Consider the following 20,356-nt stretch of genomic DNA (forward strand, 5'->3'; position numbering starts at 1 on the left):
ATTTTTGCTACGGAATAGCAGCAGTGTGGTCGATAAGAGAGACAGGTCATGGAAACTGGATGGCGTTGAAGATGAATTATGGCGTTGAGCTACGCCCGATAGCGCCGTGGGATCTTCCCGCTTTGCGGCGTTGGCGCAATCAGGATGATGTGCGAATGCAGATGGTATCCCAGACGAGTATTTCGCCGCGGCAACAGCGCCAATGGTTCGCCGCCACCCGTGAGCTGCGGGATCAGCAGCACTGGGTGCTCTGGTGCAAGGGCGTGCGAGCGGGCTACGTCAATCTTAAAGGTGAGTGTCAGGGCGAGCTGCAGGGTCAGGCGGTCGCCGATGCGGGGCTCTATCTGGGCAGCTCAACCGTGCGGCATCCCATGCTGGCCGTTGCTGCTGCATTATCCCAGCTTGATCAGGGTTTTGACGAGTTGCATATCGGGTGTATCCGTACGCTGGTTCGGGAGAACAACCGCTCTGCCCTGCGCTTGAATGAACAACTGGGTTACCGCCAGATAGGGCAAGAGAACGGATTTTTCGCATTGGAACTGCTTCCTGCGGATTACTATGCCGCCCGTGAGCGGCTACGGAGATTTTTCAGATGACAATCGCATTGGAACAGGTTTTTGCCGAGGCTCTGGGTATCGATATCGGCAGCGTCAGCGATGGGCTGGCCTACAACAGCATCCCGCAGTGGGATTCCGTCGCCCACATGGGGCTGATTGCCCAGTTGGAGGATCACTACGGCGTATTGCTCGATACCGATGACATTATCGACATGAGTTCGGTCGGCAAGGCGCGGGAGATCCTGGCTAAATACGGGATCGCATTCTGATGCAGGGGCTGTTGCAGGGCAAACGCGTGTTGATCACCGGTGCCGGGCGTGGCATCGGCCTTGCCATCGCCCGCCAGTTTGCCTCTCAAAGGGCAGAACTGTGGCTGGGAGGCCGTGATGAGGTGGCGATGAGCCAGCTGGCGACCGCGATTGGTACCGAGTTTGGCATGCCCTGCCAGCCTCTCTGTTTTGATGTGGCTGATCCGTCGGCGGTCAAGCAGGCCTTTCAGCAGCTGTTTGCCCAGACTCGCCAGCTGGACGTGCTGGTGAACAATGCCGGCATGCTGGAAGAGGCGTTATTGGGGATGGCGAGCCAGGCTCATCTGCAAAAGACGTTTAGCAATAATACCTTTAGCGTGATCTACTGCAGCCAGTATGCCGCGCGCCTGATGCAACGCAGCGGTGGCGGCAGCATCATCAATCTCGCCTCCCTGATGGGGCAAGTGGGGGCTGCGGGGCTTAGCAGTTATGCTGGCAGCAAGGCGGCGGTGATCGGCATTACCCAGTCACTGGCCAAGGAGCTGGCCGTCAGCCAGATCCGTGTCAATGCCATTGCACCCGGTTTTATCAATACCGATATGGCGCATGCCATCCCGGAAGATAAGTTTGCCGAGAGGGTGGCCAGCATCGCCATGGGGCGGATTGGTACGCCAGATGAAGTGGCCAAGGTGGCCCTGTTTCTTGCATCCGACTTGTCGAGCTATGTGACCGGGCAGGTGATTGGGGTCGATGGGGGTATGGTGATTTGAGCCAACCTGATTTGTTGACGCATCTGGTTGAAATCAATGAGGAGCCCGCCTGGCGAGACCCGCAAGAGGGGTGGCTCAGTTATGGTGAACTGGCTCGGCGTGTGGCGCAGTTGGCCTCAACCTATCCTGCCGGTCGTCATCTGGTCTACCTGCCATTTGTGACGTCCACTCTGCATCTGCTGCACTACTTGCTGGCCCTGCGTGATGGCCACGCCATCATGCTGGCCGATCCTGCTCAGGATGCCCAGTTGCACCGTGAGCAGTGCCAGCACTTTGGTGTCAGTCTGCGGGTATTGGAGGATGGGGTTGTTGCGCATCTTGGCGATGCGCCCTCGCTTCACCCTGAGCTTGCCATGCTGCTGCCGACATCTGGCAGTACCGGCTCCTGCAAATGGGTGCGATTGTCGCGAACCAATCTGGATGCCAATGCCGCGGCCATCGCCGAATATCTGGCGCTGAACGGGCGTGAGCGAGCCATCACCTCTTTGCCACTTTTTTACTCCTTCGGGATGTCGGTGCTCAACAGCCATCTTTTGGCTGGCGCCTCGCTGGTTTCATGCACTGCCAGCCCCCTTGAGCGCCACTTCTGGGATGAGGTCAATCGTCATCGGGTCACCAGCGTGGCGGGGGTGCCATTTACCTTTCAGATGCTTAACCGTTTGCGTTTTGACTGGGCCAGCTATCCCAGCCTGATGACACTGACCCAGGCGGGAGGACGGCTTGAGCCAGCGCTGGCAAAACAGTTTGCCGAGCAGGCATCTGCACTGGGGCGACGTTTTTTCGTGATGTATGGTCAGACCGAAGCGGCACCGCGCATCGCCTGGTTGGCGCACGATGAAGTGATGATTGCCCCGGATGCCATCGGCCGTGCCGTACCAGGCGGGCACCTCTCTCTGCGTCATGAACCGGGCTTTCCCGATGGGGAAGGGGAGTTGGTCTACGAAGGTCCAAACGTGATGCTTGGCTATGCCGAGCGCCCTGAAGATCTGGTTCGGGGACGTGAGATGAATACGCTGTTTACCGGCGATCTGGCTCGTTGTGATGAGGCGGGCCGATTCTATCTGACCGGGCGACTCAACCGTTTCTTGAAGCTGTTTGGCAAACGGGTGAGTTTGGCAGAAGTGGAAACCTGGTTGCAGGGGCGGGGCTATGCCTGCGCTGCGACCGGCCGCGATGATCGCTTACTGGTGGCCATCGAGGCAGACGCGTGCCCCTGTGACGCACTGCAACTAGAGGTGGCCCGTTGGCTGATGGTGCCGCCATCAAGCGTTCGCATTTATCGGCATCATTTGCCACGGCGCAGCAATATGAAGATTGATTATCCGGCCCTGTTAACAGAGCTGGAGCAACTATGAACAAGCTGTTTGATGCGCCGGTTTTTGGGCTGCCCCAACATGAAAAAAGTGGGTTGCTCCTTGCTCGCCTGAATGAATTGACGCAGCGCCATGCACAAGGGTGCCCAGCTTTTACCAATATTCTGTCGGCGTTTGGTTGGGGGCAGGCTTCGACGTACCAAGAGCTTCCCTATCTGGCCGCTCGTTTGTTCAAATTGGCCCAGTGGCAGAGTGTGCCGCAAGAAGAAGTATTCAAGGTGCTCACCTCCTCTGGCACTACCGGAACGCCGTCACGCATTGTGCTGGATCGGGATACCGCCGCCCTGCAGAGCAAGGTGTTGGTGAAGATCCTGCAAGAGTTCATCGGCAAGCAAAGGCTGCCCATGCTGTTGGTGGAGCAACCCGCCCTTATTCAAAACCGCAGCGGTTTTTCAGCCCGCGGCGCCGGTGCGCTAGGGCTTTCCTTCCTTGGCCGTGACCATACCTATGCCCTCGATGAGCAGATGCGGCCCAACTGGCCGGTCATTGAGGCGTTTTGTGACAAATATGCTGGCCAGCCGGTCCTGCTGTTCGGCTTCACCTTCATGGTCTGGCAATGTTTGCTGGAGCCGCTACGTGAGCGCGGGTTACAACTGCCGCTCACGCAGGGCGTGCTTTTTCACAGCGGTGGCTGGAAGAAGCTGCAACACCTCGCGGTGGATAATCCGGCCTTCAAGCAGCGCTGCCATGAACAGCTGGGGCTGAGTCGGGTCCACAACTTCTATGGTATGGTGGAGCAGGTGGGATCGGTGTTTGTCGAGTGTGAACATGGCCATCTGCACGCCCCGCTTTTTGCCGATCTGCTGGTGCGGGATCCGCTGACCCATCGACCGCTCGGGGTCGGCCAACCTGGCTTGTTGCAGGTGATCTCGGCCATTCCCCAAAGTTATCCAGGCCACAGTTTACTCAGCGAGGATCTTGGTGTGCTGCTGGGGGAGGATGATTGCCCCTGCGGCCGTCGTGGCCGCTATTTCCATGTATCAGGACGTCAGCAAGGCGCCGAGGTGAGGGGATGCAGCGACACTTTCCAGTGATTCGGTCAGATACAGAAGATGCCATCTGGCAAGCGGGGCCCGAGGTCGCTTTCGCGGCTCCCGTCAGCGGCTGGCAGGGTTTTGTCACTCGCCCGCTGCCAAGCTTTGCGCCCGTCATATGTGACTTTGTGGCTGCGCTCTCTGCACGTCTGCAGCAGGAGGGGCGAGAGAACCCGGATCTGGCCGCTTTTGGTTTTTGGTTGCGGCCGCGCCAGATTGAGGTACAGCGTAAACGCATGGCTGGGCGCGCCGCACTGGGGATGGTTTTTCATCTGGTACCCGCTAACGTGCCGACTGTCGCGTTCTACTCCTGGATCATGGTGCTGCTGATGGGCAATGGTTCCGTGGTTCGTCTCTCATCTCGTATCGATCCGGTGCAAGAGGCCATGCTGGCTATTCTGAACGAACTCTTCTATCTGCCAGAGTGGCAAGAGATTGCCTCGCATACCCGTTTTATCCGGTATGACCATGACGAGCGCGTCACCGCCTGGCTGTCGGCTGGGTGCCGCCTCCGCATTATCTGGGGAGGTGATGAAACCATCGGCCGGGTACGGGCTATTCCGCTCGCTCCCCGCGCTCAGGAAATCGTGTTTCCGGATCGCCGCTCCATAGCGGTGCTGGATAGCCAATGGCTTGCCAGCCTGGATGCTGCTGCGTGGCGGCAAGTGGTCGCGGCTTTGCAACAAGACTTTACCCGCTTCAATCAGCAAGCCTGCGCGTCGCCCACCACCATTTGTTGGTTGGGCACTCCCGACAGTGCATTGCGCCGTCGTCTGCTCGAAGCAGTCTTCGCCCCCTTTGCAGATAGCCCTGCCCTGATGATGGAACGTCTCATCAATAGTCAACAAAATGCCGCCCATGATGGTCAGATGCAGCTGGAGACCTTTGCTGGCGTCACCTTATTGACTCCTGCCGTCTCTTTACGGCTTGCACACATCGGAGGAGGTACAGTTGCCGAATTTGTTGCCGATACCCTTGATGAGTTGCTGTTACAGCCTTGGGATATGCAGACCTGTGTCTGGGTTGGGCCAGATAAAACGCGGCTTGAGCGTGCGCTCCTGGTATCGCCAGGTTGTCGTATTGATCGGGTGGCAAGTCCGGGACAAGCGCTGGCATTCGAATGGCTCTGGGACGGCATCGACATGCTGGTGGCCTGCAGCCGTCAGCTTGATCGTATTGAATAGTGGATTCCAGGTCACATAAATCAAGTCATATCAATCAATTAGCTTGGTCAGGCACGACTATTGCAGTAAATATTGTCATGAAGGGCAGGAAGGGTTGACAGAGACCGTGCGGTAGCCTTGTCCATTTTCTCCAATTCGCTTCTTTTTTACTCTACTTCTGGATCCTCTATGAAAGTCAGCGTACTGGTGCCGGTGTATAACCTCGGGCGCTTTATCGAGCCCTGTCTGCTTAGTCTGCTGGAGCAGCAAACCAATTTCGATTTTGAGGTCATTGCCATTGATGACGGCTCGAGCGATGACTCCTGGGCAATTATGCAGCGGCTGGCATTACAGTGGCCCACACTGCGGGCATTGCAAAACAAAAAAAACATAGGGGTGTGCCTGACCATTCGTGCCTTGTTGGAACAAGCTCTGGGCTCGTATCTGGTTTATGTCGATGGCGATGATTTGGCTCTACCCGGCAAGCTGCAGGCGTTGAGTGATCATCTGGATAAGCATCCAGATTGCGGATTCGTTTATCACGAAGCAGAAGTATTTGATAGCGATTCCAATCGGACCACCTCGCTATTCAGCAAGGATTATTACAACGCCAAATATATCCCTGATCGAGCGGGTCCGGAGCATTTAGTACAATATGGACTCTTTTTCAACACCAGTTCCTGTGCTTTTCGCCGGCATGAAAGAATGCTGGATGCGGTAAATCTGGATTGCCATATAGTGAATGACTACTCCTGGCATATTCTTAATTCATCTTATCTGGGCGGAAATATAGACCGTATTCCGCAAGTATATGGGCGTTATCGGGTTCACGGTAGCAGCATTTGTGGAGCAATTCGCTCTTCAGAAGATCGTCGCAAACTAGCTTTGCAAGATATGCTGGCAGCATGTGATTTGGCGCTTCATACAGGAATGGATGAGTTGTTAGTAAGAAGGGGGAAAAGTCATCTGTGGTTTTCCACCGCATTGTATTTCTTACGTGCCAGGAACTGGGCTCTGTTTGATATCTTCATCACTGATTCCGTTCAATATGAGTGGTTCTTCGATGAGCGTCATGAATTTGCATGGCAACATAAAAATGAGCCAGAGCGCGTGCTTGAAAAAATTTTTGGCTGATCAATAGTCTATTTCATTAACCTGACTAGGTAATCATATGAAAAAAACAATCCATGTTGCCTTCTGTATTGATAATACCTTTGCAATTCATTTGGCAGCCTTGATACATAGTCTGGGTAAACATCTGAGTCAGAACTTTCAGCTGAAATGTCATATTTTGGGCAGTCTTAATGAAGACAACATATTTAAGCTGTCGGCATTGGTTTCGCAATATATAGATATTAGTTTTTATGATGACTTTCCTGATTATAAAGAAATTCCAATAAGTAACCTCTATAATAATAGATTGAACGAAGTTACTTATTATCGCTTTGCCATACCTGAAGTCTTGCATAATGTTGAGAAGGTTTTATTCATCGATGCGGACATGATAGCTATGGGAGATATCAGCCTACTTTGGTCGATAGATATGATGGATTCCATTGTCGCCGTAGTATCAGATCATATATTGGGATGCGATAAAGAGAAGCAGCAGGTGCGTGGAATATCATCTGGAAGGTATTTTAACGCAGGTTTCATGTTGATGGATCTTGGCAAATGGCGGAAAAATAATATCAGTCAGCAGGCATTGAAACTGCTTGTCGATAATAATGGTTTTGAGCACAATGATCAGGATGCCTTAAATATTGTTTTGCAGAATAAGGTTCTTTATCTCGATGAGAAGTGGAATGCTCAACCCAATCACCTTGCGAAAAAGGATATGCTCGTACCTGTTCTGGTACATTTCTGTGGTCAGGAAAAACCTTGGCATGTATATTGTGCTCATCCTTTCAAAGATAGTTATCTGGTAAGTCGTGCAGAGACTGCGTATGCATGTGAGCCACTGCAGACATATCTTGATCAAGATGATATGGATATTTTGTCCCGCCTGAAAAAAATATTTCCTGACGGGGCGCGTATCGTTGTCTGGGGTGCTGGTCAGAGAGGGCGACGTCTGTGTTATGAGATGATAAATAACATGAGTGAATACTCAATTGATTACATTGTTGATAAAAATGTGAATGGTGACTTTATGGGTATAGAAATAAATCGCCATCTCAAAAACGTGGTTCATATTGATGCAGTAATCATTGCCTCAATCCCTTATCGTGCCGAAATAATAGATGAGATTAGTAGAAATTTTGCAATTGTATGCATATGATGTGACGAATTTTGCGTAATTATCTATCGGGATATCCTAATGAATATTATAATGTTTCCTTTTGACAAGGTTGATAAAGGTGCAACTATTGCCATTTATGGTGCTGGTGAGATAAGTAAGATCTTCTTGAGTCAACTAAGTGCTATTAACTATTGTCAAGTCGCTTGGTTGGTTGACCGAAAGTTTGAAAAAAAAGAACAGAAGGGAAAACTGGTTTGTCTTCCTCCAAGCATGATGGATTGGCAGCAACCAGAGCAGATTATTATCGCTTCACAGGCGTTCAAAAATGAGATAAGCGAATATCTATTGGCTAGTGGCGTTGCTGCTTGCAAGTTGATCATGATAGAAGATGCACAAGAGATTGATGTGCTGGATTTAATCCAGACAAGATTGAGTGCTACCCCTGCTGGTTATGATTGGGGAGCTTATTACAAGTCAGCCGAACTTGCTGCTCAAGATCAATATAAAAAATTTATAAAGCCCATTCTTGAAAAATTGGAAGGAGAGTTGGACTATAGCAATGTACTGGATTTTGCCTGTGGAGAAGGACGCATAGCAGAGTTGATGCAGGAGCGTTGCCAACATCTACAGTTGATCGATGCCAGTGCTAAAGCGGTTGATGTTTGTCGTGAACGTTTTGCTAAATACCAACATGTGCAAGTACAGTGCAATGCGGCCGGTGCTCTCCCGCAAGCGGACAGTTCACTTAGTCTGGTTTATTCATGGGATGCAATGGTTCACTTCTCATACAAGAGTCTTGATTTCTATCTCTGTGAATTTAGCAGAGTATTACAACCGCATGGATATGTGATTATGCACCACTCCAACCTGGCAGCCTTAAATGATCATATGAGAGTCTTTGATGTGTGGAGTTTGAATGTCAATGGTCGCAGCAATATGTCGAAAGATGATATTCCCTTCATAGCAAGACATCATGGTTTCAGTGTAGTTAGCCAGACAGTCATAACGTGGGGTGTTCATAATATGGACTGTATTAGTGTTCTCAAAAAAGAAAAATAATCATGTGTGTTAATTGGCCAATTACTAAGCTAACAAAAATATCATATTGTTGACGTATTAAATTATTTGGCAATTTAAGCTATGTGAATGATCACGGGGTGTTTAGAATGGAAAATCCAAATTTAACTATTTTAATGCCTGCATTTAATGCCGAGAGTTATATCTCTCAAGCCATTTGTTCTATTTTGTCTCAGACATACACAAATTATAAGTTTGTTATATTGGACGATGGTTCTAATGATAACACTGGCAATATAATATCTGCATTTGAAAAAATAGATGGAAGAGTAGTATTTCTTGCAAATGATAATAACATGGGGGTTATATATAGCAGGCAAAGGCTCGTTGATCTGGTTGATACAGAGTTCTTTACTTGGATGGATGCTGATGATATCGCACCGATTGAACGTATAGAATTACAGATGAACACTATTAAATCATCACCAGAATTAGTCGCTGTGGGTGGGTATAATAAATTCTTTGGTGATAAAAATATGGTTTGTGTTGTGCCGTGTGAGCCGGAAGATATTAAGGCTTCACTATTGGTCGGTAATGTCATGACCATGCCATCCATGATCAGAACCTCTTTGTTCAAATCATCAGGATTCTCTTTTGTTAATTGTGGTGTAGATAGTGCAGAAGATTATGCCATGTGGTCAAAATTGGTTCGTTGTGGTGAACTCAAAAACTTACCGATAGTAGTTAACTATTATCGTAGACATAAGACACAAGAAAGTACTCAATTTATTGAATACCAAAACAAGATGGCAAAAAACGTAATGGTTGACATGTTTTCATGTGTCAATGTCAAGGTCGCTGATGATATAGTTGATTGTGTTCGTCTTTTTCAAGGTGATACAACCACTACTGGTAACGTTTTCAAAATAGCCCAGTTATATGAAGAAGCCATGTTGAAAAATAAAGAGATTAAATTTTTTAACGATAAATCATTGAAGAGGCATCTTGCAAATAGCTTCAGAAGACATTGTAAAATGCTGGGAGGCTATGGTGTTCTTGTTTTTATTTATTATTTCGGGGTTGTGGAGTTTTTTCGAGGGGACAAATATGGATTGTCATTTGTTAAATATTGTTTTGGAAAATAGCTTTTTTAAAAATTAAGCTTTTTAAAGCATGGGAATAAATTTTTAGTGAAATTTCACCAAAATTCTTATTGGGGATTGATATGACCAAACGACCATTGTTTAGTATCGTACTTCCCACTCGAGACCGACCTGAGTTAGTGTCAAAAGTATTAAAGGCACTAGAGTTACAAACATTTTCAGATTTTGAGGTTATTATTTCCGATAACGGGTATAACGCTTTCTGTGAACATGCAATTGCTCCATTTTTAAAGGATGAGAGGTTTAAATATAAGCGACCGCCACACCCAATGAATATGTGTGACAACTGGGAGTTTGCGATAGGAAGTGCGCAAGGAAAATATATAACAGTATTTTGTGATAAATTTATATTGCGTTCTGATGCATTACATTTAATGGCTAACGAGATCTCAAACTCATCTCCTGATGTGTTGACATGGCAGTATGAGGTGTTTGATGTCAAGCAATCAAAAAATGAAATGCTATATGGAGAGTTTCACCCGTTATTAAAACCGGGCAAGGCTAAGAAATATAACCCTGCATTAGAGTTAGAACGTCGTTTTAGCTTTGATTTTCCACTGTTTTGTCGATTTAATAAGCCCATGGACAGTTATGGTAAAATATATTCAGGAATTGTTAAGGCTGATGTATTGACTCAGATAAAAGAACGCTATGGTCGAATATTTCACCCTATGAGTCCTGATTTTACTTCAATGATTGCTATTCTAAATGAAAGTAAAGTTTGTGTGGATCTAAATCAAACGCTGATGTTGGTCATCAATATGGACGGGTTTTCCAATGGTGAAGCGACTCGAAAATCAATTTTTGCTACTCGAGAATACCTTGAAAGCTATGGGGTAGATGCAGATGCCTACTGGCAGCAATTACCAATTAGTGGGTTTGGTGTGGGACATAATTCCCATATAGCAGCTGAATTCGAATTTATGAAGTCATTGGCAGTGGACGGTTCGATTAAAAATTTGATATTAGATAAGGGAGCTCTTGCTTTCTGGGCAAGAGAGGACCTTAAGATGGTTTGTGATTTAGATGCTACAGAGCGGTTTAGATTTGAGGCATTATTGCAACCCTGGCTTGAATCCTTGGATGATGTTCGAAGGCATGAATTAGAGTCTAATATGATTAAACAGCTTAAGCCGGCTAGCAGCGAAATTTATCATTCCGGATTGATTAAAACAGATGCGTTTATACATGATATATCTGCTGAGCATTTGGCGTACGTACATTGGCATGATGGTGTAGCATTGCCGAGAAAACCGGTGACAGAAGCTCCTATTGAGCTATTTGACGCGTTGAACTATTTGACTGGTTATAATAACTGCTCATGTCAGTTGCTTGGTATCACTTAATAGGAGTCAGCATGAAAGCTATTATTTTAGCCGGCGGATTGGGTACACGGATTAGTGAAGAGTCTCATCTTAAGCCAAAGCCAATGATTGAGATTGGTGGAAAACCGATCCTTTGGCATATAATGAAAATGTACTCACATCATGGGATTAATGATTTCATTATTTGCTTGGGGTATAAGGGTTATATTATCAAGGAGTATTTTGCAAATTATTTTTTACATATGTCGGATGTCACGTTTGACATGCCGAATAATCGTATGGAAGTTCATCATAACCATGTTGAACCTTGGCGGGTGACATTGGTTGATACCGGTGAAGATACTCTCACGGGGGGACGGTTACGACGTGTTGAAGAGTATGTTAAGGGAGAGCCAGCCTTTTGTTTTACCTATGGGGATGGACTCAGTGATGTGGATATTCGGCAACTGATTGATTTTCATCAAGCTCACGGCAAGATGGCAACAGTTACTGCGGTTGCACCGCCAGGTCGTTATGGTGCTCTGACTCGGGACGGTAATGTAGTGACTGGCTTTTCTGAGAAACCCAGAGGCGATGGCGGTTTGATTAACGGCGGTTTTTTCGTGCTCTCTCCTGCCGTATTCACGTTGCTGGAGGGTGATCAATGCAGTTGGGAAGGTGAACCTCTGGCCACATTAGCAGATATGGCGCAGTTGATGTCATTCGAACATCAAGGGTTTTGGCAGCCGATGGATACGTTGCGAGAAAAGAATCAGTTGGAGGAGTTATGGGCCAATCACAGGGCTCCCTGGAAGGTATGGGCATGACGCCGGGTATTGATGCTTCTTTTTGGGCGGGGAAACGGGTGCTTGTCACCGGGCATACAGGTTTTAAGGGCAGTTGGTTGACCTTGTGGCTACATCGACTTGGGGCGGATGTGACCGGCATTAGTCTGGCACCCAATACAACTCCCAATCTGTTTGATGTTGCGGAGATAGCTAAGATATGTCGTCATCATATCTGCGATATCTGCACACCGGAGCATTTTGTGCCACTTGTACGCGAGGTGAGACCAGAGATCGTATTCCATCTTGCCGCGCAATCATTGGTTCGAGAGGGGTATCGTGAGCCAGCACGAACATTTGAAACCAATCTGATGGGGTCGGTTTATTTATTAGACGCTCTCAGGATGTTGGATTCCGTCAAGAGTATTGTCATGGTTACCACGGATAAGGTCTATTACAACCAAGAGTCCGTTTGGCCTTATCGGGAGACTGACCATTTGGGGGGACATGATCCATACAGTGCAAGTAAGGCTGCCAGTGAACTGGTGATCAGCAGTTATCGTGAGGCGTTTTTGGCCGCTCAGGGTGTTGCCGTCGCCACCGCTCGAGCTGGCAATGTGATTGGGGGGGGGGATTGGTCCGCTGATCGTTTGATCCCCGATGCTGTTCGAGCTTGGCAAGCTGGTCAGACATTATCCATTCGGCGTCCCGACGCTGTGCGTCCATGGCAGCATGTTTTAGAACCTATTTCGGCATATCTCGTGTTGGCACAACGCCTGTATCAAGAACCACGCTTAGCTGGTGCATATAACTTTGGTCCAGACAGCCGGGATGCGGCAAGCGTGGAGAAAGTGGTTAATTTGGCTGCGATCAGTTTTGGTTTATGCCATGAGGCTTGGTGCTTGGTGGGTGATCCTGGGCCTCATGAGACTGGGTGGTTGGCATTGGAAACGGCCAAGGCGCGTCAAACTCTGAGCATTTTGCCACACTGGTCTTTATCACAGGCCATTGATCACACCATGAGCTGGTATCGTGATTGGTATCAGGGGGCTGCTGCACGGGATTTGTGTGAGCGGCAAATTGAGGACTATGAGGCTCACCGATGAGCCGTTTTACGTTATTGTCCGAGCCGTTGCCCGGAGCCAAGTTGCTGCAACGCGAAGCCCGAGGGGATTCGCGAGGCATGTTGAGTCGACTGTTCTGTGCCCAAGAGCTGGCTGCTCTGGGTTGGGAGCAATGTGTGGCACAGATCAATCTGACTTGCACATCTCGTTGTGGCACGATTCGGGGACTGCATTTTCAATATCCACCACATAACGAGAAAAAGTTGGTGACCTGTATTAGAGGCCGAGTCTGGGATGTGATTGTCGACATTCGGGCTGGCTCGCCGACATTTTTGACGTGGCATGCGGAAGAGCTTTCGGATAGTAACTTCCGTTCTCTAGTTATTCCGGAAGGTTTTGCTCACGGCTTTCAGACTCTGAGTGATGAAGTTGAGATGCTTTATTGTCATTCGGCAATGTATGTTCCAGAGGCGGAAGGAGGACTCAGTCCGCTGGATCCGCGTATTCAGATTACATGGCCGCTAACGATAGCGGAGCTTTCGGCACGTGATCGCCAGCATCCGACATTAAAGGACTGTTTTCAGGGGATCGTTATCCGATGAAATGCCGACACTGTGGTACCACGTTGGTTCATGGCTTTCTTGATTTGGGCTTTGCTCCTCCTTCTAATGCGTATCTTTGTGCCGATGATCTCTCTCGGCCAGAAATAACCTTCCCGCTACGCTTGCAAGTATGCGACCGATGTTGGCTGGTGCAGACCGAAGATTTTACCTCAGCAGATCAGCTGTTCCGTCCGGATTATGCTTATTTTTCAAGCACGTCAACCAGCTGGTTGGCTCATGCCGCCCGTTATTGCTCGCGCATGATGAACGAGTTATCCCTGACGTCCAAGCACCATGTGGTCGAGATCGCAGCCAACGATGGTTATTTGCTCAAAAACTTTGTAGCGGCGGGTATTCCTTGCCTCGGGATTGAACCTACCGTTGCTACGGCGACTGCAGCTGAATCGCTGGGCATTCCGATTATCCGCGAGTTTTTCAGTACCGAATTAGCAGAACAGATCTGCCAACGTGGTCAAGGTGCAGATCTACTGATTGGCAATAATGTCCTAGCCCATGTTCCCGATATCAATGACTTCTGCGGTGGTTTGAAGCACCTGCTTAATCCTGGTGGAACCTTGACTCTGGAGTTTCCTCATCTGCTGCAACTATTGCTTCAGGTGCAGTTCGATACGGTTTATCACGAGCATTTTTCATATCTCTCGCTGCAGACTGTGCAGCTGATTTTGGCTTCGGTTGGTCTGCAAGTGTTCAACGTTGAATTATTACCTACTCATGGTGGAAGTTTGCGGGTATTTGCCTGCCATGCCGATGAACAACGGCCAGTTACTGCGGCTGTCGTAGAATGCTTGCGTCAGGAGTCGATGGCTGGATTGCATCAGTTGAGCATCTATCAGGATTTCCAGTCACTGGTGGACAGAGTCAAGAATTCACTGCTCACTTTCTTATTGACTCAGCGGCAGGCTGGTAAAACGGTGGCTGCTTACGGGGCTGCAGCTAAAGGCAATACCCTGTTGAACTACGCTGGTGTTCGCCCCGATTTGTTGCCTTATGTCTGTGATGCGGCTGGCTCGAAACAAGGTCGATTCATGCCGGGAAGTCACATTCCAATTGTGTCACCGGAGGTGATGATGGCAAATCCGCCGGACTTTGTCCTGATCTTGCCTTGGAATCTGGTGGATGAGGTCAGCCACCAACTGGCACCTCTGAGTGCTGCCGGTACCCGTCTTGTCGTCGCTGTACCGCGTTTGGAGATCTTATGAACGAACGCATTTTGTATACCAAGCCTTCTATCACTGAGCTGGAAATTGGCTATGCCACTGATGCGGCGACCAACGGCTGGGGGGAGCGTTGTTATGAGTATATTGACCGTTTTGAACGGCTTTTCCGTGAGTATCTGGGTGTGAAATACGCCATCGCCACGTCAAGCTGTACCGGTGCCCTGCATATGGGGATGGCTGCGCTGGGCGTCGGTGCTGGTGATGAAGTGATATTGGCTGACAGTAACTGGATTGCCAGTGTTGCCCCCGTAATTCATCTGGGGGCGACACCTGTTTTTGTGGATATATTACCTGACTCCTGGTGTCTGGATCCTGACTTGGTTGAGGCCGCAATTACGCCACGTACCAAGGCCATTCTTGCGGTACATCTCTATGGCAACCTCTGCCATATGACGCAATTGCTGGAGATTGGTAAACGCTACGGGATTCCGGTAATTGAAGATGCAGCAGAAGCGATTGGTTCTATATATCATGGCCAGCGAGCTGGTTCTATGGGGCGTTTTGGTGCTTTTTCATTTCATGGAACCAAAACGATGACAACCGGTGAAGGTGGCATGTTTGTTACCAATGATGACGACCTCTATGAACGGGTGTTAACGCTGAGCAACCACGGTCGAGCACGTGGACAGACTCGCCAGTTCTGGCCCGAGACCGTGGGCTATAAATATAAAATGTCGAACATCCAAGCTGCGATTGGCTGTGGGCAAATGGAGCGAATAGAAGAGCTAGTCTCTCGAAAGAGAGCTATTTTAGAGTGCTATCGACGTGAGTTGCTGTGTTTCGATGGAGTCAAGATGAATCCAGAACCGAGCGGTACGATCAACGGTGCCTGGATGCCAACCATTCTGATTGAAAAATCAGGCTCGGAAGCTGTTGAACAGTTGAAATCTAAATTCAACACTGAAAATATAGATGCGCGAGTATTCTTTCATCCATTGTCATCTCTGCCCATGTTCATACCAAAAAAATGTAATGCTCTAGCGAAATTTATATCTGAAAGTGCGCTGAATCTTCCTAGCTATCATGATATGAGCGATGAATCTCTAGACAAAATTATCAAAATTATTCGTTCTGTGTTGAAGAGTAATTAGAAAAATGAATAATCAAGAAATTAGTCAAGTGTTGTGTGAACACTATTCAAAGACATTCATTAAGCATGGCCGAAATTCCAAAGGGGTTGATTGGGGGGATAATAAATTTGACCATTTATTGCGCCTTGAGAAAATGCTAAATGTCATCGATGTGACTAGCATTTCAACTGCCAACTCAATTTTGGATGTCGGATGTGGATATGGAAGTTTACTTGAGGTGATTAGACAAAAAAAAATACCAATAAAGTACACAGGCATTGATATCAGTTTGCCAATGATTAACTCTGCAAAGGGCCTCCATCCTAACGATGAATGGAAGTGTGTTGATATATTAAATGATTCTTGTTCTGGACAATATGACTACGTTGTTTGCAATGGTATATTGACACAAAAACTGAATGTCAGCCATAAACAAATGGATCGCTATGCTCATGATCTAATAAAAAAAATGTTTAATTTGTGTCGTGTTGGTATCGCCTTCAATGTCATGACGACCCATGTTAATTTTCAAGTTGATAATTTGTATTACCGAAACCCAGTGGAGTTACTCGCCTGGTGCATGAGTGAGTTATCATCGAAAATTAGAATTGATCATTCTTATCCTTTATTCGAATATACGATTTATTTATATCGGGATCTGGATTATAAAGAAAGGGGTTGTGATATGAAATATAATTCGGCGTTAAGCTCACTATGATGCGGCTCGGTATTATTGCTTCAAGCGGTGGATCTGTTTTCGCCGCAGGCGTTAACTTGCTAAAGTCGTGTGGCTATGAAGTATCTGCATACGTGGTTACGGATCGTGAATGCGGGATAGAAAATGCCTGTGACGTGTTAGGCATTTCTTACACTAGAATAATTGATGGCGATAATGTTAGTTTTTCATGTAAAGCCAGTCAGTGGTTATATTTTGAAAAAAATGTCGACTGGGTTTGTCTTTTTTTTACCCGGCTGGTCAGCTCGTCGATATACTCATTAAAACCTTGCATAAATATACATCCTTCTTTGTTGCCAGCGTTTCCTGGATTCAACTCTCTGCAGCGGGCATTTGAAAAAAAGGTCCGATTTGTTGGTGCAACAGCTCACTTTGTTGATGGAAGCTCGGACGGTGGCGAGCTAGTGGCTCAGGTGGTTGGCTCGGTAGTCAACATGCGCGACATACAGCAATTGGAACGCCTTTCTTTTGCGCAGAAGCTATATATATTTCTTGTCTTGTGTGAATCAGTACTTCTGGATGGCGTTAGTTATTTATATAAGTCTAAAGATTACTTAAACACATACCCTGCCCATCCATGGAACAGCCAGTCTCTCAGGAATAAAAAACTAGCAGATGCCTTCGAAGATTTTTTGAAAAACGAGAAAATATATTGGATACGGTAATGGTTGATAAAAAACGAGTTGTCATATCACAATCTATGTACTTCCCATGGGTTGGATTGCTTGAGCAAATCCGTCTGGCTGATAGTTTCGTGCACTATGATGATGTTCAGTTTTCTCGTGGTTTTTTCAACCGTGTACAAATTAAAACGTCAAGAGGTATTGTCTGGATGACTGTTCCTCTAAAAAAATATCATCAGAAAGATAAAATAAATGAAATAGAAATCGACAACTCAACAAATTGGCAAAGACAACACAAAAATATTCTCAAGGAGGCCTTTTCAGTATCCCCTTACTTTCAAGATGTTATGGATATTGTAGATGGGGTTTTTTCTTTTCCATGCAATACATTAAATGACCTGTCGAGATGTTCTATTGTCGCATTATCTGATTATTTTGGCTTAGCTCAAAATACTAGTTTCTATGAGTCTACTCAATTAGAGGTTTATGGTAAAAGTACTGATAGATTGCTTGAGATCGTCAAGGTTCTTGGTGGTAATATATATGTCACTGGGCTTGGTGCTAAAAATTACTTAAATCATGAGCTATTTTTAAAATCAGGCATTTCTGTAGAATATATGAACTATCAAAAAACAGCATACCCCCAATTGTTCGGAGAGTTTACACCCTACGTGTCTGCTCTCGACCTGATTGCAAATTGCGGGGCTCATGGGAAAAAATTTATCCATTCCGGAACTATACCTTGGCAGGAGTTTGCTGATGAATCCCAATGATTTATTCAAAGAAGAAGTTGAGACAAATATTCTCTCTCTCGCGTCAGATATGGATCTGCAAGCTTTATCAAGGATCTGGATTAGGGAGATAGCCCCCCATAAGTGGTCATATAACTTTCGATGGATGGGAAGGCCTGCTATACAGTTTCCGAATGACGCGTGGGCAATGCAGGAGTTGATTTGGGAAATACGTCCAGATCTTATTATTGAGACTGGCATTGCACATGGTGGTTCGCTGATCTTTAGTGCTTCGATGCTGGCCCAGCTAGATTTGTGTGAAGCCATTGAACGTGATGAAAAATTTGATGCTAAACGATCAGAACGCAAGGTCATCGGAATTGATATTGATATTCGGAGTCATAATCGAGATGCGATTGAAAAACATCCTATGTCATCAAGGATTCACATGATTCAAGGATCAAGTACGGATGAAAAGGTGATTGCTGAAGTCCGAGATTTTGCTCGGAAATATAAAAGAGTACTCGTGTGTCTAGATAGCAACCATACGCACGACCATGTTCTTGCCGAGTTAAATGCGTATGCCCCATTGGTCAGCGTAGGTAGTTACTGTGTTGTATTTGATACCATTATTGAGGATATGCCAGATAGTATGTTCCCGGACCGGCCATGGGGGAAAGGTAATAACCCCAAGACGGCTGTGTGGCAATATCTTAATGAGCATGACCAATTCGTGATTGATGCGGACATACCTGCCAAGTTGCAGATCACCGTCGCGCCGGATGGTTTTCTAAAGCGGATGAAGTAGTTATGCCAATATATCAAGGATTGGCAGCGTTGTTTGATTCGTCGCCAAACGACAATACTGGGTATCGTATCGGTATTCGCCTGTGTTTTAGCGCGGCTGCCAATCAGGCTCTGGAGTTCTTATCACAGTTGCAGATCTTTCCTGAAATTCAGATTTGTGCATTGGTTACTCAGGCTGAATATCAACAAGCTCCGGACTGGTATATTGAACACTTCATCGATCTGCCACTGGTGATTTTTGCTGAAAGTGATCCTGCACTTGTGGATTTTGACTGTTTTATCTGCCCTGAGTCAAACCACTGGATTTACAGTGAACTCCCTGCAGGTATTATCCGTATAGGTCTACCCCACGGTGCAGATATTCCACTGGAAAAAACGGTGGAGATTTACGGTGGAGGTTATTGCTTCGATTATGTACTTGCCCCGGTAAAAAGGCCGCCACTGGAAGATCTGCGGTTTGTTAACCGCTTTCATTCCTCACTGCGCAATCACTACGCCGAATTTATTTGCGAGATCCCGTTTGGGGTTCCAAAGCTCGATGCCATGCTCAGAGCAGTAGAGGCTCATAGGGATGAGCCACGTTGTATCATCTATCACCTATCGCTACTGTCACTTGAGCCTGAATGGGTCAGCCAGTTATTGCTGCCAACGTTGCAAAAACTGCTTGAGCTATTTCCCTCTACACGTGTGGTTTTTCGTCCTCATCATTTGGACAGGCAACATCCACTGATTCTTGAAGCCACGGCATTTGGTGACAGCTTTGAGCATTTTTACTTCAGCGATAGTGACTCCTATATCTCAGATTATGCCTGTGGTGCTGTCATGATCTGCCACCGGGAATACCAGAATCATTTGTTTCCCATGAGTACTGGCAAGCCGATGCTGAGGGTGTCTCCAGACGGAATGTCGGCCACAGGATATGGCCATGGCTTGGAAGTGGGCTGGAGGGACTTGGCATCCAAGGTGGCAGATGCCCTGAACAATCCGTTGCACAGTAGTTGCAACATCGCTCAAGTTTACAATGCCGGTAATGCGGTAAGCAGTTTTGTTGCCAGATTGCCAGCAATCTTGGCCCATCAACCCATGGCGGATTGCCGTTACTACCCGTTGGAAGCACCATTGGGTGACGCGGGTATACCTCTGACAGTGCTGGATATTGTGTTGGCACTGCTCAAGGGGCAGATAGCCAATCTATTTTTTGTTGCTCTAGCAGAACGATTTCCTAACTGGCAACTTGCCCAACTGATGGAAGTTGAGAGCTTTTGTCGACCCACTACTCTTGCCTCTTACTATTTGCCGATAGCCGAGCAACGCTTGCAGAAAAAAGTGCTGTCGGTGTCGGGAGACAAGTCAGTGTTCAACGTCTGGTGGCGCTATCGACATGAGCTGTTTTCGGTACCGCTGCCTGATGTGGTTGCTGCTGTGCCTACAGACGTCCTGACATTTTTCAGTCTGTCACAGCTTAAGTTCGTTGAACCGGAAAATGGTCTGGTGTTGTATGGTTCCGGGTTGGTAGCCCAACGAGTGATCGATACCCTTGGTGCACAGGTCGGTATGATAAACGCCATTGTGGATAGCCACCCTGGTCGCTGGGGTGAAACTTTGGCAGGACACCGAATTGTAGCCCCTGAACATGCCCTAGCCGATGCTTATCAGATTGTGATTTGTTCCAATTCATCGGTGAAAGAAATTATGACTCAGCTTTTGCACTCTAGCTACACTAGCGGAACGGTTGATATTCTGACGGTCTGCCCAGACGCGCCTACGGCCATTCTTTTAGCTGGAGTTATTGATGAGGCTGAATCGGAATTAATGAGTTTACTGCAATAGCAGTA

General features: G+C 47.3%; 21 protein-coding genes. All 21 read left to right on the plus strand.

The annotated features are described in order from the left end of the window. Window positions 1–59: 59 nt before the first annotated feature. The 21 genes from BSP75_RS06465 (at window position 60) to BSP75_RS06565 (ending at window position 20,351) form a co-directional block, all read left to right on the plus strand. A complete protein-coding gene (locus BSP75_RS06465; protein WP_075112631.1) occupies window positions 60–596 on the plus strand; it encodes a GNAT family N-acetyltransferase in 537 nt (178 codons plus the stop codon). Then, entirely contained in the window at window positions 593–826 is a 234-nt protein-coding gene (locus tag BSP75_RS06470; protein ID WP_075112632.1) for an acyl carrier protein, read from the plus strand. The genes BSP75_RS06465 and BSP75_RS06470 overlap by 4 nt, the downstream gene beginning before the upstream one ends. Beyond that, window positions 826–1,575: an SDR family NAD(P)-dependent oxidoreductase gene (locus BSP75_RS06475; RefSeq protein WP_075112633.1), complete on the plus strand. Its 750-nt coding sequence runs from the start codon at window positions 826–828 to the stop codon at window positions 1,573–1,575. Before BSP75_RS06470 ends, BSP75_RS06475 begins: the two co-directional genes overlap by 1 nt. Continuing rightward, window positions 1,572–2,930, plus strand: a complete 1,359-nt coding sequence (locus BSP75_RS06480; RefSeq protein WP_083617080.1) for an AMP-binding protein — start codon at window positions 1,572–1,574, stop codon at window positions 2,928–2,930. Before BSP75_RS06475 ends, BSP75_RS06480 begins: the two co-directional genes overlap by 4 nt. Beyond that, window positions 2,927–3,982: an acyl-protein synthetase gene (locus BSP75_RS06485; RefSeq protein WP_075112634.1), complete on the plus strand. Its 1,056-nt coding sequence runs from the start codon at window positions 2,927–2,929 to the stop codon at window positions 3,980–3,982. Before BSP75_RS06480 ends, BSP75_RS06485 begins: the two co-directional genes overlap by 4 nt. Then, window positions 3,961–5,166, plus strand: a complete 1,206-nt coding sequence (locus BSP75_RS06490) for an acyl-CoA reductase (RefSeq protein WP_075112635.1) — start codon at window positions 3,961–3,963, stop codon at window positions 5,164–5,166. The genes BSP75_RS06485 and BSP75_RS06490 overlap by 22 nt, the downstream gene beginning before the upstream one ends. Window positions 5,167–5,334: 168 nt before the next feature. After that, window positions 5,335–6,279, plus strand: coding sequence for a glycosyltransferase family A protein (locus BSP75_RS06495; RefSeq protein ID WP_075112636.1), 945 nt, complete (start codon window positions 5,335–5,337; stop codon window positions 6,277–6,279). 37 nt (window positions 6,280–6,316) lie between these two features. Continuing rightward, a complete protein-coding gene (locus BSP75_RS06500; protein WP_075112637.1) occupies window positions 6,317–7,420 on the plus strand; it encodes a glycosyltransferase family 8 protein in 1,104 nt (367 codons plus the stop codon). A gap of 39 nt (window positions 7,421–7,459) precedes the next feature. After that, window positions 7,460–8,440: a methyltransferase domain-containing protein gene (locus BSP75_RS06505; protein WP_075112638.1), complete on the plus strand. Its 981-nt coding sequence runs from the start codon at window positions 7,460–7,462 to the stop codon at window positions 8,438–8,440. A 107-nt stretch (window positions 8,441–8,547) separates the two neighbouring features. Continuing rightward, window positions 8,548–9,543, plus strand: a complete 996-nt coding sequence (locus BSP75_RS06510) for a glycosyltransferase family A protein (RefSeq protein ID WP_148140635.1) — start codon at window positions 8,548–8,550, stop codon at window positions 9,541–9,543. Between the two features lie 80 nt (window positions 9,544–9,623). Further along, window positions 9,624–10,907, plus strand: coding sequence for a glycosyltransferase (locus BSP75_RS06515; RefSeq protein ID WP_075112640.1), 1,284 nt, complete (start codon window positions 9,624–9,626; stop codon window positions 10,905–10,907). Window positions 10,908–10,918: 11 nt separating this feature from the next. Beyond that, on the plus strand, window positions 10,919–11,692 hold the full coding sequence (gene rfbF, locus BSP75_RS06520) for a glucose-1-phosphate cytidylyltransferase (RefSeq protein ID WP_075112641.1): 774 nt from the start codon (window positions 10,919–10,921) through the stop codon (window positions 11,690–11,692). Next, entirely contained in the window at window positions 11,653–12,756 is a 1,104-nt protein-coding gene (gene rfbG / locus BSP75_RS06525) for a CDP-glucose 4,6-dehydratase (protein WP_083617086.1), read from the plus strand. The genes rfbF and rfbG overlap by 40 nt, the downstream gene beginning before the upstream one ends. Continuing rightward, on the plus strand, window positions 12,753–13,316 hold the full coding sequence (gene rfbC / locus BSP75_RS06530) for a dTDP-4-dehydrorhamnose 3,5-epimerase (protein WP_075112642.1): 564 nt from the start codon (window positions 12,753–12,755) through the stop codon (window positions 13,314–13,316). The genes rfbG and rfbC overlap by 4 nt, the downstream gene beginning before the upstream one ends. Continuing rightward, window positions 13,313–14,536, plus strand: a complete 1,224-nt coding sequence (locus BSP75_RS06535; protein ID WP_075112643.1) for a class I SAM-dependent methyltransferase — start codon at window positions 13,313–13,315, stop codon at window positions 14,534–14,536. Before rfbC ends, BSP75_RS06535 begins: the two co-directional genes overlap by 4 nt. After that, the gene (locus BSP75_RS06540) at window positions 14,533–15,645 is read left to right on the plus strand and encodes a DegT/DnrJ/EryC1/StrS aminotransferase family protein (RefSeq protein WP_075112644.1); all 1,113 of its coding nucleotides are present in this window, start codon (window positions 14,533–14,535) and stop codon (window positions 15,643–15,645) included. The genes BSP75_RS06535 and BSP75_RS06540 overlap by 4 nt, the downstream gene beginning before the upstream one ends. Window positions 15,646–15,649: 4 nt before the next feature. Then, window positions 15,650–16,342 carry a class I SAM-dependent methyltransferase gene (locus BSP75_RS06545; RefSeq protein WP_075112645.1) on the plus strand — a complete coding sequence of 231 codons (693 nt, stop codon included), beginning with the start codon at window positions 15,650–15,652 and terminating at the stop codon, window positions 16,340–16,342. Then, window positions 16,339–17,025: a formyltransferase family protein gene (locus BSP75_RS06550; RefSeq protein WP_075112646.1), complete on the plus strand. Its 687-nt coding sequence runs from the start codon at window positions 16,339–16,341 to the stop codon at window positions 17,023–17,025. Before BSP75_RS06545 ends, BSP75_RS06550 begins: the two co-directional genes overlap by 4 nt. After that, window positions 17,025–17,756, plus strand: a complete 732-nt coding sequence (locus tag BSP75_RS06555; RefSeq protein ID WP_075112647.1) for a WbqC family protein — start codon at window positions 17,025–17,027, stop codon at window positions 17,754–17,756. The genes BSP75_RS06550 and BSP75_RS06555 overlap by 1 nt, the downstream gene beginning before the upstream one ends. Then, the gene (locus BSP75_RS06560) at window positions 17,743–18,522 is read left to right on the plus strand and encodes a cephalosporin hydroxylase family protein (protein WP_075112648.1); all 780 of its coding nucleotides are present in this window, start codon (window positions 17,743–17,745) and stop codon (window positions 18,520–18,522) included. Before BSP75_RS06555 ends, BSP75_RS06560 begins: the two co-directional genes overlap by 14 nt. Window positions 18,523–18,524: 2 nt before the next feature. Further along, window positions 18,525–20,351 (plus strand): hypothetical protein, encoded by a 1,827-nt coding sequence (locus BSP75_RS06565; RefSeq protein ID WP_075112649.1) that lies wholly within the window; start codon window positions 18,525–18,527, stop codon window positions 20,349–20,351. Window positions 20,352–20,356 lie beyond the last annotated feature (5 nt).

Source organism: Aeromonas sp. YN13HZO-058 (genome assembly GCF_001921245.1).
Lineage (GTDB): Bacteria > Pseudomonadota > Gammaproteobacteria > Enterobacterales > Aeromonadaceae > Aeromonas > Aeromonas allosaccharophila.

Excerpts from the sequence above, each read along its gene's own strand:
- BSP75_RS06490 (WP_075112635.1), top strand. The coding sequence starts at position 3,961 with ATGCAGCGACACTTTCCAGTGATTCGGTCAGATACAGAAGATGCCATC.
- BSP75_RS06495 (WP_075112636.1), top strand. The coding sequence starts at position 5,335 with ATGAAAGTCAGCGTACTGGTGCCGGTGTATAACCTCGGGCGCTTTATC.
- BSP75_RS06485 (WP_075112634.1), top strand. The coding sequence starts at position 2,927 with ATGAACAAGCTGTTTGATGCGCCGGTTTTTGGGCTGCCCCAACATGAA.
- BSP75_RS06560 (WP_075112648.1), top strand. The coding sequence starts at position 17,743 with ATGAATCCCAATGATTTATTCAAAGAAGAAGTTGAGACAAATATTCTC.
- BSP75_RS06545 (WP_075112645.1), top strand. The coding sequence starts at position 15,650 with ATGAATAATCAAGAAATTAGTCAAGTGTTGTGTGAACACTATTCAAAG.
- BSP75_RS06555 (WP_075112647.1), top strand. The coding sequence starts at position 17,025 with ATGGTTGATAAAAAACGAGTTGTCATATCACAATCTATGTACTTCCCA.
- rfbG (WP_083617086.1), top strand. The coding sequence starts at position 11,653 with ATGGGCCAATCACAGGGCTCCCTGGAAGGTATGGGCATGACGCCGGGT.
- BSP75_RS06500 (WP_075112637.1), top strand. The coding sequence starts at position 6,317 with ATGAAAAAAACAATCCATGTTGCCTTCTGTATTGATAATACCTTTGCA.
- BSP75_RS06475 (WP_075112633.1), top strand. The coding sequence starts at position 826 with ATGCAGGGGCTGTTGCAGGGCAAACGCGTGTTGATCACCGGTGCCGGG.
- BSP75_RS06535 (WP_075112643.1), top strand. The coding sequence starts at position 13,313 with ATGAAATGCCGACACTGTGGTACCACGTTGGTTCATGGCTTTCTTGAT.
- BSP75_RS06540 (WP_075112644.1), top strand. The coding sequence starts at position 14,533 with ATGAACGAACGCATTTTGTATACCAAGCCTTCTATCACTGAGCTGGAA.
- rfbC (WP_075112642.1), top strand. The coding sequence starts at position 12,753 with ATGAGCCGTTTTACGTTATTGTCCGAGCCGTTGCCCGGAGCCAAGTTG.
- BSP75_RS06550 (WP_075112646.1), top strand. The coding sequence starts at position 16,339 with ATGATGCGGCTCGGTATTATTGCTTCAAGCGGTGGATCTGTTTTCGCC.
- BSP75_RS06465 (WP_075112631.1), top strand. The coding sequence starts at position 60 with ATGGCGTTGAAGATGAATTATGGCGTTGAGCTACGCCCGATAGCGCCG.
- BSP75_RS06515 (WP_075112640.1), top strand. The coding sequence starts at position 9,624 with ATGACCAAACGACCATTGTTTAGTATCGTACTTCCCACTCGAGACCGA.
- BSP75_RS06470 (WP_075112632.1), top strand. The coding sequence starts at position 593 with ATGACAATCGCATTGGAACAGGTTTTTGCCGAGGCTCTGGGTATCGAT.
- rfbF (WP_075112641.1), top strand. The coding sequence starts at position 10,919 with ATGAAAGCTATTATTTTAGCCGGCGGATTGGGTACACGGATTAGTGAA.
- BSP75_RS06510 (WP_148140635.1), top strand. The coding sequence starts at position 8,548 with ATGGAAAATCCAAATTTAACTATTTTAATGCCTGCATTTAATGCCGAG.
- BSP75_RS06505 (WP_075112638.1), top strand. The coding sequence starts at position 7,460 with ATGAATATTATAATGTTTCCTTTTGACAAGGTTGATAAAGGTGCAACT.
- BSP75_RS06565 (WP_075112649.1), top strand. The coding sequence starts at position 18,525 with ATGCCAATATATCAAGGATTGGCAGCGTTGTTTGATTCGTCGCCAAAC.